The 14,301-nt window shown below is 33.7% G+C and carries 16 protein-coding genes; 7 read left to right on the top strand and 9 right to left on the bottom strand.

The window, feature by feature from the left end:
* Nucleotides 1-295: 295 nt before the first annotated feature.
* Nucleotides 296-1,411 carry a PepSY-associated TM helix domain-containing protein gene (locus FLACOL7796_RS19725; RefSeq protein ID WP_173972514.1) on the top strand — a complete coding sequence of 372 codons (1,116 nt, stop codon included), beginning with the start codon at nucleotides 296-298 and terminating at the stop codon, nucleotides 1,409-1,411.
* 381 nt (nucleotides 1,412-1,792) lie between these two features.
* Here FLACOL7796_RS19725 and FLACOL7796_RS19720 read toward each other — a convergent pair whose 3' ends face one another.
* From FLACOL7796_RS19720 to pdxR, 3 genes are all read right to left on the bottom strand, one after another.
* Nucleotides 1,793-2,227: a carboxymuconolactone decarboxylase family protein gene (locus FLACOL7796_RS19720; RefSeq protein WP_173972513.1), complete on the bottom strand. Its 435-nt coding sequence runs from the start codon at nucleotides 2,225-2,227 to the stop codon at nucleotides 1,793-1,795.
* Between the two features lie 32 nt (nucleotides 2,228-2,259).
* Entirely contained in the window at nucleotides 2,260-2,715 is a 456-nt protein-coding gene (locus FLACOL7796_RS19715; protein WP_173972512.1) for a MarR family winged helix-turn-helix transcriptional regulator, read from the bottom strand.
* Nucleotides 2,716-2,964: 249 nt separating this feature from the next.
* Nucleotides 2,965-4,425: a MocR-like pyridoxine biosynthesis transcription factor PdxR gene (gene pdxR / locus FLACOL7796_RS19710; protein WP_173972511.1), complete on the bottom strand. Its 1,461-nt coding sequence runs from the start codon at nucleotides 4,423-4,425 to the stop codon at nucleotides 2,965-2,967.
* A gap of 76 nt (nucleotides 4,426-4,501) precedes the next feature.
* Here pdxR and FLACOL7796_RS19705 point away from each other — a divergent pair, with 76 nt between their 5' ends.
* Nucleotides 4,502-5,143 (top strand): FMN-dependent NADH-azoreductase, encoded by a 642-nt coding sequence (locus FLACOL7796_RS19705; RefSeq protein WP_173972510.1) that lies wholly within the window; start codon nucleotides 4,502-4,504, stop codon nucleotides 5,141-5,143.
* A 10-nt stretch (nucleotides 5,144-5,153) separates the two neighbouring features.
* Nucleotides 5,154-6,038 (top strand): DMT family transporter, encoded by an 885-nt coding sequence (locus tag FLACOL7796_RS19700; protein WP_173972509.1) that lies wholly within the window; start codon nucleotides 5,154-5,156, stop codon nucleotides 6,036-6,038.
* Between the two features lie 115 nt (nucleotides 6,039-6,153).
* On the opposite strand, the gene FLACOL7796_RS19695 is transcribed toward FLACOL7796_RS19700, so the two are convergent.
* On the bottom strand, nucleotides 6,154-7,368 hold the full coding sequence (locus FLACOL7796_RS19695) for an MFS transporter (protein WP_173972508.1): 1,215 nt from the start codon (nucleotides 7,366-7,368) through the stop codon (nucleotides 6,154-6,156).
* A 58-nt stretch (nucleotides 7,369-7,426) separates the two neighbouring features.
* Nucleotides 7,427-8,008 (bottom strand): TetR/AcrR family transcriptional regulator, encoded by a 582-nt coding sequence (locus FLACOL7796_RS19690; RefSeq protein WP_173972507.1) that lies wholly within the window; start codon nucleotides 8,006-8,008, stop codon nucleotides 7,427-7,429.
* Between the two features lie 318 nt (nucleotides 8,009-8,326).
* Between FLACOL7796_RS19690 and FLACOL7796_RS19685 the strand changes: the two genes are divergently transcribed.
* Nucleotides 8,327-8,527, top strand: a complete 201-nt coding sequence (locus tag FLACOL7796_RS19685) for a hypothetical protein (protein ID WP_173972506.1) — start codon at nucleotides 8,327-8,329, stop codon at nucleotides 8,525-8,527.
* 23 nt (nucleotides 8,528-8,550) lie between these two features.
* On the opposite strand, the gene FLACOL7796_RS19680 is transcribed toward FLACOL7796_RS19685, so the two are convergent.
* On the bottom strand, nucleotides 8,551-9,249 hold the full coding sequence (locus FLACOL7796_RS19680) for an SLAC1 family transporter (protein ID WP_173972505.1): 699 nt from the start codon (nucleotides 9,247-9,249) through the stop codon (nucleotides 8,551-8,553).
* 93 nt (nucleotides 9,250-9,342) lie between these two features.
* Here FLACOL7796_RS19680 and FLACOL7796_RS19675 point away from each other — a divergent pair, with 93 nt between their 5' ends.
* The 3 genes from FLACOL7796_RS19675 to FLACOL7796_RS19665 all read left to right on the top strand — a co-directional run bounded on the left by FLACOL7796_RS19675 (nucleotide 9,343) and on the right by FLACOL7796_RS19665 (nucleotide 11,661).
* The gene (locus FLACOL7796_RS19675; protein ID WP_173972504.1) at nucleotides 9,343-10,182 is read left to right on the top strand and encodes an AraC family transcriptional regulator; all 840 of its coding nucleotides are present in this window, start codon (nucleotides 9,343-9,345) and stop codon (nucleotides 10,180-10,182) included.
* 201 nt (nucleotides 10,183-10,383) lie between these two features.
* Nucleotides 10,384-10,773, top strand: coding sequence for a DoxX family protein (locus tag FLACOL7796_RS19670; protein WP_173972503.1), 390 nt, complete (start codon nucleotides 10,384-10,386; stop codon nucleotides 10,771-10,773).
* Nucleotides 10,774-10,857: 84 nt separating this feature from the next.
* The gene (locus FLACOL7796_RS19665) at nucleotides 10,858-11,661 is read left to right on the top strand and encodes a DUF1223 domain-containing protein (RefSeq protein WP_173972502.1); all 804 of its coding nucleotides are present in this window, start codon (nucleotides 10,858-10,860) and stop codon (nucleotides 11,659-11,661) included.
* A 155-nt stretch (nucleotides 11,662-11,816) separates the two neighbouring features.
* Here the strand turns inward: FLACOL7796_RS19665 and FLACOL7796_RS19660 are convergent, their stop codons facing one another.
* From FLACOL7796_RS19660 to FLACOL7796_RS19650, 3 genes are all read right to left on the bottom strand, one after another.
* The gene (locus FLACOL7796_RS19660; protein WP_173972501.1) at nucleotides 11,817-12,584 is read right to left on the bottom strand and encodes a LytR/AlgR family response regulator transcription factor; all 768 of its coding nucleotides are present in this window, start codon (nucleotides 12,582-12,584) and stop codon (nucleotides 11,817-11,819) included.
* Complete coding sequence (locus FLACOL7796_RS19655; protein ID WP_173972500.1) at nucleotides 12,565-13,581, bottom strand: sensor histidine kinase; 1,017 nt, start codon at nucleotides 13,579-13,581, stop codon at nucleotides 12,565-12,567. The genes FLACOL7796_RS19660 and FLACOL7796_RS19655 overlap by 20 nt, the downstream gene beginning before the upstream one ends.
* Before the next feature lie 422 nt (nucleotides 13,582-14,003).
* On the bottom strand, nucleotides 14,004-14,301 hold a 298-nt coding region (locus tag FLACOL7796_RS19650; RefSeq protein WP_232067415.1), incomplete at its 5' end, for a hypothetical protein.

Raw genomic sequence — 14,301 nt, 5'->3', positions numbered from 1 at the left:
AATTTAATCTGCTGTAATGCATCTGGTGACCTTTTACCAAATACAAATCATTATTTGCAGGTATTCAGCTTTACTTCATTTATAAGATTTAAGCCACAAAAAAAGATGATTATTTCTTTTTTAACGAAATAAATCCATGTCATTGCTATCACTTTTTATTTCAATTATAAGTTTATCAAAATCAAAAAAGTTTTTTTGACACACATTACAGATTTAGTCTAAATAAGTATAAATTTGTGCGGGAATTAAAAAAATCTACAAGTAAAATTGCTTGTGCAAACTGGAAACAGCATTTATGAAGAAAGGATTTAAAAAAAACATTGGACTATTTCACTTGTGGCTAGGTCTTGGTTCTGGTTTAATTGTTTTTATTGCTGCATTAACGGGCAGTATTTTAGTTTTTGAAAAAGAAATTGACGGCGCCATTCATCCGGAATATTATAATGTTGCTACAGTAGGAACGACTAAAAAAACGATTGATTATTGTACTGATATACTTCAGAAACAATATTCGATAAAAAAGATTACGCGTATTTATACGTTTAATGATCCTTCGCGTACCATGCAAATTTTAGCCAAAGACTCTGATAAAAAAGGACAGTTTTTTTCTATCGATCCTTATACGGGTAAAGTTCTCGCTACAACTCCTCAGGAAAAAAGATTTTTTGTTTTTGTTTTAAAATTACACCGACAATTATTACTGGGCGACACCGGAAAACTAATCATGGGAACTTCATGTTTGATATTTGTTTTCATGCTCATTTCAGGATTAATTTTATGGTGGCCAAAAAAGATAAAAAACCTAAAACAAAGACTTACTGTAAAATGGAGCGCTTCTTTTAAAAGAGTCAATTGGGATTTTCACTCGACTTTTGGTTTTTACAGCTTTCTTATTTTACTGGTTATTTGCTTAACCGGATTAAGTTTTGCTTTTACCTGGTTTCAAAACAGTGTTTATTTTCTCGCTGATGGTACTACGAAAAAGCCTTCTGCTAAAGTAAAAAATCCAACAAAAATAGATCCTAAACTGAATCATACGGCTTTCTACCAAAGTATTTACGATAAAACGGATAGTATTTTTCCTTATGAAGGAAACATCCAGATCAGGATGCCTGTTGATACCATCAATAGTATTACAGTATTAAAAGAATATTCAGAAAAAACAATTCCAAATCAATCCAGCGCTGCTTATTTTGACAAATATACAGCCGAAGAAATTGAGGCTAGACCTTATGATAAATTTTCGAACGGAGAGATAATTAAACGCCTCAACTACCCTATTCACACGGGAAGTATTTACGGTTTACCAACCAAAATACTTGCCTTTTTGGTTTCTCTTTTTGCTTTGACTTTACCTATTACAGGATTATTGATTTGGTTAGGGAAAAAGAAAAAAACAGCGAAGTCGTAAGAAATTATCAAATTCATGATTAGCAGGTTATTCGCTCTGTCTGTCATTTTGAGGAACGAGACTCGAGCGATAGCGAACAGGCGAAGCAAATCTCCACTAGAAACTCCGTAAACAATGTTGCCAATCTTTGTCGAGTTACGAGTGTGATCTCTCCCTTGGTTCGAGATGACAAACTAAACGAAAACGATTATCCTAGCCCCGATAGAAGTGGAAATCCTTTTGTGCCGGTGTTCGGCACAAAAGATTGTAACGGATAGCGGGATTAGCTCCTTAAAAAAAGATTTTTTAAAGCGTAGCTTAATGAGATTGTCCGAAACAAAAAAGGATCTAAAGCTCAAAATAATGAAGCTTTAAATCCTTTTTTTTAATATGTCTGATTGATTATGCAGGAATAAGATTTGTAGCAATACCTATTCTGTTCCAGGCATTAATGGTAATAATGGCCAAAATTACCTGAGCCAAATATTTCTCATCGAGAACTTTAGCCGCAGCTTCGTAAGTTTCGTCTTTGACATGATTACTTATTAAAGTGATTTCTTCGGTTAAAGCCAAAATCGCTCTTTCTTCATCGGTAAAAAACGGAGTATCACGCCATGCATTCAAAGCATAAATACGTTGTTCTGTTTCGCCTGCTTTTCTGGCATCTTTGGTGTGCATATTAATACAAAACGCACAACCATTTATTTGCGAAGCTCTAATTTTAATTAACTCTTTGTGCGTTCTTGTTAGCGATGTGCTTTCTATAAATTTCTCCAGTCCTAAAATAGCGTTGTATCCTGCTGGTTCAACTTTGTCAATATGAATTCTTGTTTTCATTTTTTTTCAATTTAGATGATTATTGTTTTAATTTAAGCGATATGATATTTCTCTAATAAAAAATTAAGATTTTGAAATTCCCTTACTGTCAGTTTGTGCGAAAGTTTTTCTTCTAAAATCTCCATTTTTGGCTTTAAATCTTTCATGATTTCAAGCCCGGATTTTGTGATGAATACGTCTATTTTTCTTCGGTTTTTGCTGCAAACTTCTCTGGTTACGAAACCTTTTAGAAGTAATTTATCGACCAAACGTGTGGTATTACTGGTTTTGGAAATCATTTTTTCCTGAATATCGCACATATTCGTTGCTTTACCGTTTTGATCTTTCAGAATCGCCATAACATTATACTGTTCTGATGACAAATGATATTGCTTTAAAATCTCTCCAAAACTTTCCGACAATAGATTTTGTGTATGCAGAATATTCAACAAAGTCCTTTTGTTTAAAGCAATTAACACCGATTCGTTTGTTGTAATTGTATTCATCATTTGTTTTCTATACCGCAAAATTAGAACAACAAACTGGATGCAAAATATGCCAATTTTAAAATAAAGACTAGCCCAGTTAAATGGTATAAAAATCAAATAATTTATATACAAAAAAAATAGCCACAGATTAAAGGATTAAAAGGATTAAAAAAAAATCAGCTTAAATCTCTTTGAATCTGCGTGAAATAATTTTAAACACATAGAAATACTAAAGCTACATTTCTATTTGTTTAAATTATACTCATTGGTTTATAAGCTCTTTTTAAGAATTTCAAAGGCTTTGATAATTTCGTTTTCATCGATAGAAGCAAAACCAATTCTCATGGCATTTTTATCGAAAGATTCATTTTTATAAAAAAGTCCGTTATCGATATGAAGTCCATTTTTTAGGGCATTTTGAGACATTTTGATTAAATCTGTTTTTTTATCGAAAGTTCCCCAAACCGCAAGTCCGCCTTCCGGGATTTCAAATTCAATATCATTTTTAAAATCTGTTTCAAGAATATCGCAGAAAAGATTTCTTCGATGTTTATAAATTTTTAATGATTTGCGAAAGTGTCTTTCCATTTCGCCATTATTAAACAATACCGAAAAAGCATCTTCAAGAAGCGTATCGCCCTGTTTATCGATCAGTTCTCGTAACGAAGCCGCAGCATTAATAAAAGCTGGTGGCCCAGACATAAACCCGATTCGTAAAGCCGGAGCAAAAGTTTTCGAAATTGAACCTATGTAAATAACATTATGATTGTGGTCGATACTCGCCAAAGGCAAATAAGGTTTATTTTCGTAATGAAAATCGAAATCATAATCGTCTTCGATAATTGCAAAACGATATTCCCTGGCGAGATTTAATAATTTCAATCTACGCTCCATACTTAAGGTTACGGTTGTCGGGAAATGATGATGCGGAATGATGTAAAGTGCTTTTATGATTTGCTTTCGCAAAATATTTTCCAGATAATCAATGTCCATTCCGTTTTCATCAACCGGAATACGAATTAATTTCGCTCCTGAATGTTTGAAAGTATCATCGGCATAACCGTAGTTTGAAACTCCTACAGCAACAGTATCACCAATAGTAAGAAGTAATTGAGCGGTAAGATAAATTCCCATTTGGCTTCCTTTAGAAATCAAAATATTATCAGGCGAAGCCACCAATCCCCTTGTATTCGAAAGATAGTTTGAAATCGAAATACGCAAATGTTCAGATCCTTTTGAGCTGCCATATTTCAGGAAGTTTTTACCGTAAAATTTTCGTGAAAGACTTCTGTATTCACGCATTAACTGATCTACAGGCGCCAGACGAACATCAGGAAAACCATCATCGATTCTAAGTCCGGTTTTTTGAAAATTTGTACTTGGAATACTATTACTAAAATGATTGGTCCATATAAAAGACTCTTGCTGATTATGGCTTTTATTCGGCTCCGGAATTTTTGCTTTAGAAATTACAGGCAATTTTGAAAGTACAAAAACACCTTTTCGCTCAACAGATTCAGCCCAACCCTGACTGATTAATTCTTCGTATGCCAGTTTTACGGTATTTCTGTTAATGCCAATTAGATCTGCCAGTACTCTCGAACTCGGCAATACATCCGAAGGCTGAAGCGTGCCATTGGTAATCAGGGATACAAAATTATTGCATACCTGAATATAGATATTAACGGATGAATTTCTATCGATTTGAATTAAAGTTTTATATGGCAACATCTGGGCTGTAGTTTTTATAAAAATTGGTATACAAAGTTAACCCAAAACAACGCTACTTTTGACAAAAAATATTAAAATGAAAAAAATATTAGTTATCAATTCGAGCGCAAGAACGCTTAATTCTCACAGCAGAAATCTTACTGAAGTATTTGTAAACCATTGGAAAAGCATTCATACTAATCCTGAAATTACGTTTCGTGAATTAGGAAATACGGATGTTCCTCATATTAATGAAAATTGGATTGCCGCAGCTTTTAAACCCGAAACAGCAAGGTCTCAGGAAGAAAAAGAAGCGCTAAAAACAAGTGATCTCTATGTTGCTGAATTACATCAGACGGATATTATTGTTGTGGGAACTCCTATGTACAACTGGTCGGTACCGAGCGCGCTTAAAGCTTACATTGATCAGGTTGTGCGGGTAAATGAAACCTGGAAACTGAATCCGGGTAATTATGAGAATCCATACATTGGTTTACTAGAAAACAAAACAGTGGTTTTATTATTATCAAGAGGTTCTCAGGGCTATGAAAAAGGAGAATTTAACGCGCATATGAATTTTCAGACCGATTATTTAAAAACGGTTTTTAATGTAATGGGCGTACACAATATTCATATGATTGCAATCGACGGAGCGACTCTTAATCCGGAACTATTGAAAGAAAAAATAGAAAATTCACATCAAAAAGTACAATCTCTTATCGAGAAAGAATTGCTTTAAAATGGCACGAATGAAAAATAATGTTCTCAAAGGAAGTTTGTTTATTGCACTTGGAGCCTCGAGTTACGGCATGCTGGCGACCTCTGTAAAAATGGCTTATCAGGAAGGTTTTTCAACGGCCGAAGTGACGCTTTCACAATATATTCTTGGCTTTTCAGGGCTTTTAATTTTGAGTTTGTTTTCTAAAACAAAACAGAAAGTTAAGACTGAAAAATCCAGTTTTAAAAGTGTTTTTAAGTTGATTCTTGCCGGAACCTCTTTGGGCTTAACCAGTACTTTTTATTACTTATCCGTGCAATATGTACCTGTGAGCGTTGCGATCGTATTGCTAATGCAAACCGTTTGGATGGGCGTTATTGCAGAAATGATTATTTATAAAAAAATACCCGGATTACGTAAAATCATTTCGGTTTTTATCATTTTGATTGGGACAGTATTAGCGACCAATTTACTGCAGGAATCTGTAATTATAAATTGGACAGGCTTTTTCTGGGGACTTATGGCGGCGCTTTCATATACGGCAACAATGTATTCTTCGAACAATATCGAGCTGGATTCTCCTCCGTTAAGAAGAAGTCTTTTTATGATTTTGGGAGGATTTATTGTTATAGCATTGATATTTCATTCTTCGATAAATGCTCATTTTTCAACTGGTATTTTTATGCGTTGGGGAATTGTACTTTCCTTGTTCGGAACGATCCTCCCTCCTCTTTTATTTACAAGAGGAATGCCTTTAACCGGAATGGGTTTGGGCGCTATTATTGCTTCTGTAGAAATTCCTGTTTCTATACTTGTAGCGTATATTTGGCTTAAAGAACCTGTAGATTTTATGCAATGGATGGGTGTAATTCTGATTCTGTTTGCAGTTGTATTGATGAATATACGGAAAGGTTAAATTCCAAAAATTAAATTCCAAATTCCAATCTATACTTAAGTAAATTCTAATAAAATAAAAATTCCAAATTCTAATTAGCGTTGGAATTTGGAATTTATTTATTGGATTTTTATTTTTAAGATTTAACAGCAACCGTTGCTAAATTCTGTACTCTTTGTTTATTGAAAAGCATGAAAACGATAACAACTATAGCAATTAGAGAAATATTGGCAAAGCCTAATAATAACTGACTTTTTACAGCATATAAATTAACAAATCCGTAGCTGAATAAAGAGCTTAACATATAAGTTCCTCCGCCTGTAAGTCCGCTGGCAACTCCGGCATTTTTAGAAAAACGGCTTAAACAATAACTGTAAATATTATTATAAATGAAGCCTCCGCAAATATTAAGCGCTAAAGTATATCCTACCAAAGTGTAAATATTACTGGCTATGGAAGAAGTCGCAATCATTAATACTACCAAAACTACTTGTGTTGAAACGGCAATAGTAACTTTTTTGGCCAATGGTTTATGAATCAGTGATTTTGAGATAATACCGCCTGCCATAACTCCTAAACCGGACAATAACGAGCTATAGCCTGTTGTAATGGCTGAATATCCAAGAACGCGTTCTATAATAAAAGGACTTGACAGACTATACACTAAAACAACGCTATAACACATCGCCAGAATTAAAACACCAAAAGTAAAATCATGTGATTTTAGCATTCCGGAATAGGTTTGTGCAATGCTTTTAAGTTTGAAAGGATGAGAGAATTTTAAAGTTTCTCCGCTATATACAAGTTCTAAAGCCAGGAAAATCAACGATAATCCGCCAAGGAAATAAAAATTAGATCTCCAGCCAAAACTATGTTCTAAATATCCGCCTAAAAAGGGCGCCATAATGGGTGCGCATGCCCAAATAATAGAAAATAAACTAATGTAGCTTTTTAGTTTTTCGCCTGAATAAAGATCAACAAAATAGGCTCGTTTGGCAATAACGATAAAGGCAATTGCGATTCCCTGAATGATTCTCATGGCATAAATAACATAAATATCTGGTACTAAAGCAATCACAAAACTGGCTATAGAAAATACGGCAAGCGAGGCGATATTAATTTTAAAACGTCCGAAACTATCTAAAATACTTCCTATAAAAATCTGGCTTACGCCGAGGCTAAACATAAAGAAAACAAGCGAAAGCTGAACAGCTCCTGCTGAAACGTGTAAATCTTTTGCCATAGCCGGAAGCGAAGGCAAATAAATATCTGTGGCAAATCCGGATAACGGAATTAAGGATAAGGCTAATAAGGTACTAAAGCCCTTATGGTTTTCTTGTAAATTTCTCATTTTTAAAATTAGTTATTATTGAATTAGACCGATCGGTCTAAAAAAGTTTAAAAAAAAACTACAATACATAGTTTTCGAATTCTGTTTTAATGCTGTCCAGAATAATTTTCATTTGGTCATCAGTTCCTAAAATTTTTCTACATAAAATTGCGCCTTCTATCATGGCGAAAACTTTTATACTAAAATGCTCCGGGCTAATATCTGATGATAATTCATTGTTTTTTATTCCTTCTTCAGCAATGGTAAAAAATCTGTTTTGGGCAGCACGAATGGCTTTTTTAACCTGTTCTTTCATGGCAGGATTGGTGTCGTCGGCTTCTACTCCAAAATTCAAAATCGGGCAGCCATCTGCTGTATTGATGTCATTGGCATACACATTCAGCAAATTAATCAGTTTTTCTCTGGCTGATTTTCCTTCGGCTACAGCCAAATTTAATTTAGTCGACAATTGAGATCTTAGGTATAAAAATGACTCTTTACAAATCTCTTCTTTATTTTCGAAGTTTCCGTAAATACCGCCTTTAGCCAGTTTGGTAGCTTCCATAATATCGCTTAATGAAGTTCCCGCCATTCCCTTTTTGTTGATTATAGGCGCCGATGCTTCAATAATAAATTGTCTGGTTCTTTCTGCTTTACTCATGACTTTCTCATTTGAGGCAACAAATTTAGACCGTTCGGTCTTTATTTGCAACTATTTTAACTTTTAATTTAATTATGAATTACTTAGATGTTATTTTTTTTTAGAAAATGGCCCGCGGATTGTACGGATTAAGCGGGTTTGCACTGATTATTATTATTGATTTTTTAAATTTTTCTCTTCTTACGACAAACCTGACAGGTTTTAAAAACCTGTCAGGTTTAGTACATGAAACTAGAATATCTTTTTTATTTCGGAAAATAATTGCCTTTCCATAACAGTTTCACAGATCCTATTGTCACTCCTAAAACGACAACATTCATGATACAAAATATAATTATCGCCAGAATTGAAACTGTAAAATCAGTACTTTTTAAAGCAAAAATCGAAAGTCCTTGTGATAATGTTGCGATGCCGAAAGTATACGCCCAATATCCGGGTGCAAAGGCTTGTTCTTTTAGCCATTTTAAAGCAAAAGTTATGGCAACAAAAATGAATAATGCATACCCCATTAAACCGTAAACTATCAGAATACTTAGATTATTTCAGCATAGAACCTGATAGGCTACAAATAAAATTACTGCCGGCGCCATGTAAATTCCCATAAAGTTTCTCGTTTTTGCGCCAAGTCCGCCCACGGTTAATTGTTGTGTAATTACAGAATCCATAATGAGCCACGAAATAGTTCCGATTCCTAAGAGTACATAACCGTAATTCGTATAGCCCAACAATCCGGCTGCAAGTGCATTAACCAAAATACTGGCGGTAAAAGTCAGGAATAAAGAAGGTGTTGTATGTTCGGTTTGGCGCTCTTGTGTCCATAAACCTGAAAGTTTGTAAGCTCCGTAAATAAGGTTTAATACAGAACCTATCCAAAACAAAGAAATAGCAATTGACTGACTGTAAATATGAATCGCGATTGCCATTAGTATAATTGATTCAGGAATTAAAGCCAGAAACGACGATTGTACAGGATCATTAAATTCGGTTTCGGCTAATTTTCTGTGCTGAATCCATTTGTTACAGTACAGCAATAGCCACCATAAAAACGATAGCAAGGCTAAACCTTCTAAGACTTCTCCAATGTAAGAAGGTAAATGCCATAATGAAGTGGCGTTTCTCCAGGCATTTCCTGTTTCTGCTAATCCTAATGTCATGGCGAAAAAGGAAGCGGGCGCTATAGGCAATGTAATCTTTTGTTTTTGAAACTGTTGTTGTGCGGTTTTGTCTACGATTTTGTTCATTATTAAAATATTTGATTTAACTTTGAGCAAAATTATACTGATTTAAGGATTTTATAATTGTAATATCATTCGTTAATTTAGTAATATGTTGTTATGATCAAGACCAATTTATACCTTCCGTACGAAGTTGTTTTTAAAGAAATAAACGAATCCCTGCACACAGAAGTCGGTAATAATTTTTTTGAATTACTTTATATTGTTTCGGGAACTGGCATACAAACGATCAACGAAAATAGATTGTCGTATGAACCGGGACATCTATTTTTAATTACACCTCAGGATTCTCACGCACTAGAAATTACAAGTCCTACAACTATTTTTCAGTTGCGTTTTACAGATATTTACATTAAAAACGGCCCTTTTACGTCGAATAATCTTTATAAACTCGAATACATCTTACAACACGCCCATCATCAGCCGGGATGCATTTTAAAAAGAATTACAGACAAAAATCTGGTGCATCCGGTTATAGAAGCTATCAGGCATGAATATCACAATCCTACTTTGTATAATACAGAATTGATTCAGTTGTTGATCAATACTTTGATTGTGATTATTGCCCGAAACATCTCTGAATATCTTCCAGAAAACATTAACAAACAATCTGACGGAAAAGCGCATACTTTACTGGAATACATTCAAACTCATATCTACGAACCTGAAAAATTGAGTGTAACAGTTATGAGTGAAAAATTCGGTATTTCTGAAACTTATCTTGGCAGGTATTTTAAGAAACAAGCCAATGAAACTTTACAGGATTATATCTCGAAATACCGCATAAAACTGGTCGAAAACCGATTGCTTTATAGTGATTTGCGTGTAGGCGAAATTGCCAGTGAATTGGGTTTTAATGACGAAAGCCATCTGAATAAAATCTTCAAAAAACATCGGGGCACTACTCCATCGGCTTTCAGAAAAAATCAGGTCAATTAATTCGTTTGTAATTTTAAGATTTTAAACTCATTACTAATCTTTATTTCTAAATTCTCTTTAACACCTGAACTTTCCAAAATTGATCAACTTAAGGATTGTCTATTTCAACTTTTAAATTGTCCGTTTCAACATTTTTTCAATTTTAAATTGATGGCTTATGGCGCAAATTTGTCCTATAAATCAACTTAAAAAATAGAAATCATGAGTACAAAAACAACAAAAATTATTTACTGGACAGGAATCATTTTAACCTCTTTATGGTTTGGCGCCAGCGGTTTTTTCGAACTAACAACCAATCCAATCGTTTGGGCAATTACACAACAATTAGGCTATCCGGAACATTTTATTTATCTGCTTGGCGTAATGAAAGTTGCCGGAGTAATCACTTTATTAATTCCGAACAAATTGCTGCGATTGAAAGAATGGGTATTTGCAGGAGTATTTTTTGACATTACTTTCGCCTTCTTCTCTAAACTTGCGGTTTTAGGTTTTCCGGCAACTACAGATGCTATTATTGCTTTTGTAATGGTAAGCGTAACTTATATCATGTTTAGAAAATTGTATAAAGCAACTTACACCTTAAGCAATTAAGCATACAAACTTTTACTTTTTTTTAATCCTGCAATCCCGATAGTTATCGGGATTGCGCTTTTTCAATCATTCAAAATAAACACAATGAAAAATACACTTGTAATAAGCTCTCTCGTTGCACTTTCCGTTCTGTTTTCTCTTAACTGCTTCATGTTTCCGGATAGTTACGAAGAACTAACCGGAAAATTAAAATCAGAAAAAATTAAAGTAGAAACTTCTAATACTAACGGATTTGCCGTTGTAGAACTTTTCACTTCCGAAGGTTGTTCGAGTTGTCCGCCTGCTGATGAATTGCTGGCAAAATTGCAGCGGGAAACCAAAAACCAAAACATTTATTTCCTGGCGTATCATGTTGATTATTGGGATCGTTTGGGTTGGAAGGATCAGTTTAGTTCAAACGAATTTACGCTTCGACAACAACAATATCAAAACTGGCTTAATCTTTATGTGATGTATACGCCGCAATTTATCATCAACGGAATGACCGAATTTGCGGGTTATAATGAAACAACTCTTTCTAAAAAGATTTCTGATGCTTTGGTAATGAAACCCACTTCTAATCTGGAACTTACCGCAAAAACCGTTGATAAAGATTCTATAAGCATTCATTTTAAAACAAACGCGATTCAGGAAAACAGCAATTTGTTTATTGCTACGGTTCAAAAAGAAGCTATTTCGAAAGTCGCACGTGGGGAAAATAAAGGAGCTACTTTGCATCATGTTCAGATTGTAAGACAGCTTAAAGGCTTTCCTTTAAATAGAAAGGAAGATAATTTGAAAGTTGTAAAACCAACTGATTTTGAAGCTAAAAAATGGGAATTAATAGGCTTTATTCAAAATACTTCGACTGGGAAAATTTCAGCTACAGCGAAAGTTAATTTGATGTAGAAATTGCCCACAGATTAGACAGATTTAAACTGGTATTCACTGATTATTATTTTTATGATCAGTGATTTTTTTATGCCACAGATTAAGATGATTTTAAAGATTTTTTTAATTAAAAATCATTTTAATCTGTGAAATCTGTGGCATATAAATTTTATTTATCTATTCTCTAACCAGCTTAAAAAAGCAGTTGCTTTGTCTTTTCCTACCAATAATTTTTCTTCGGTTGGGATGGTTAATTTTAGGATTAATTTGCGGGAAAAATAATGTTCTGCTTCTCTAATGGCCGAAAAATTAATCAGATACTGTCTATTTGTTCTAAAAAATTGAGTTGGCGATAAAAGCTTATGCACTTCATCCAGAGATTGCGTGATCTGATATTCAGCTTTATCGAAAGTCATGATCGTTGGCGTTTCATTTTTAATATAAAAAAACGCAATATTCTCTGTAAGGACAGTTTGATATTTATTGTTTTTGAAAACTAAAAAACTAGTCTTTCCTGTATTCTCGCCTGTTCTGGTTAATAAATAATCGAAATCAGGCATCGCTTTTTTATTTCTTTGAAAGAAATTCTTCAATTCTCCTGCTTTTTTAATCGCCTGAGCAATGCTTTCTCTTGAGAATGGTTTCAATACATAATCGATTCCGTTTGCTTTAAAAGCTTCAATCGCATAATCATCAAAAGCGGTACAGAAAATTACGGGCGATAAAACTTCGACATTTTTAAAAATTTCAAAACACAATCCATCCGCCAACTGAATATCCATAAAAATAAGATCCGGCTGATCATTCTCTGATAAATAACTCACAGCGCCGTCTATACTTTGTATGTACGACAAAATTTGAGCATCTGGCCTGATACTCAATATAAGCTGACCAAGTGCTTTGGCCGTTTTTACTTCATCTTCAATTATTACAATAGTCATAGGTCATTGGTATTTTTACTTTAAAAGTAGTTTCGTTTTTCTCGATTTCAATTTCTCTGTGAATCAAATGCGAAAAGCGCTGGTTAATATTGTCCAATCCTACGCCGGTAGACAATACGCCTCTTTTGAGCTGTATTTGATTTTCGATCACCAGGAAATCTCCTTCGGTATATAATTTAATGTGTAGGGGTTTATCTAATGAAACCACGTTGTGTTTGATGCAATTTTCGATTAATAATTGTAACGTAAAAGGTGGAACAGCCGAATCGTATTGTCTTTGATCGACTTTGTTTTCAAGAACAAATCCGTCCTCGAAACGGGCTTTTAAAAGGTATACGTAGGAATCCAGGATCTGAAGTTCTTCTTTTAGCGGAATCAAATCCAGTTTTCGGCTTTCTAATGTAAATCGATAAAAATCGGATAATTTCAGGATAAAATCAGAACTCTGAGGATCCTGAATATCAACCATCGATTTTAAAGTATTCAGGCTATTAAACAAAAAATGCGGATTAACCTGTTGTTTTAAAAGTTCGTATTGTGCGCCGAGATTTACAGCTTTGGTTCGCTCGAGCTCTACGCCCATTTGCTGGGTTTGGTAATTTTGAAAAAGCAAATGCAGGAACATATATACAATCAAATTGATTAAAACACCTCGCAATTCGAACATGATTGGCGCGTCCATTTTTGATATTTGAAAAAGTTCCTGATGCCCAATTACCAAAATTACCATGACCACAATACCCATTACAACGCTCAGTAAAAGTTTCCAGTTGAATAAACTTTGATGGGTTCGTTGCGAAGAAAATTTAGGCAAACTGTACATGTTATAATACCATATAAAAACGGAAAATAACAAGGTAATCGAAGAGTTTATAATGATGTCTCCGGGGGTAGAATCGCCATCAAATAATTTAGGTATCGAAGCAAGAATTGCCAGTGCTATAGAACTTCCCCATATAACTTTTGAGGAAACCTGAAAGCGTTTTACTTTTTCCATATTTGCGTTTGTTTTTAATCTTGCTTTGGTAAAGATAGAATTTTTTAGAAGTATTTTATATCGAAAATTAGTGTTGTAATGCTAAAAAAAGTCTTAATTCCTTTAAGTTTTATATTAATCAATTACTTTAAATAATACATTAAAAAATATTGATTTTCTTTTATTAAGGTTGTTATTTTATTTATATAAATGTTTAATGAATGCTTTGGTTCAAAAATTAGTCTGCGCATTTTTGTCATTTCGACAAAGGAGAAATCTTCGCAAGTAACTCTGCAACGAAAGTCCAATCTTTGTCGATCTGCTAGTGTGATTCCTCGTTCCTTGGAATGACAATTATTAGGGGCGCCTTGTGAATTTACGATCAACTCTTAGACTTAAATAAAACTTGTAAAAGAACTTCATTTTTAAAGTTTTCAAATTCCTTAAAAACTGTAAACCAATACCGTATCACTAAATAATGCAGGTTCATCAAAAACTAATTTCTTCTCGGTAAAACCCATTAAAGGATTTCCAAATAGATTTATTTTGTCTTTATCCATCACCTTAATCATCGAAAGATTATTGGCATAATTACGGTTATTTTCGTTTAAAACAGTATTCCATTTTTGACTTGATAATTCAGAGCGCAGGTCTTTTGAGAATTTATTTAATTTTATAATACTGTCATTCTCATTCATAATAAATTTAGAAAATAAAAAGGATTCAAACATTTGATTATTT

The sequence above is a fragment of the Flavobacterium bizetiae genome (genome assembly GCF_902804475.1).
Taxonomy (GTDB): domain Bacteria; phylum Bacteroidota; class Bacteroidia; order Flavobacteriales; family Flavobacteriaceae; genus Flavobacterium; species Flavobacterium bizetiae.
This window is presented reverse-complemented; position numbering and strand designations above follow the sequence as displayed.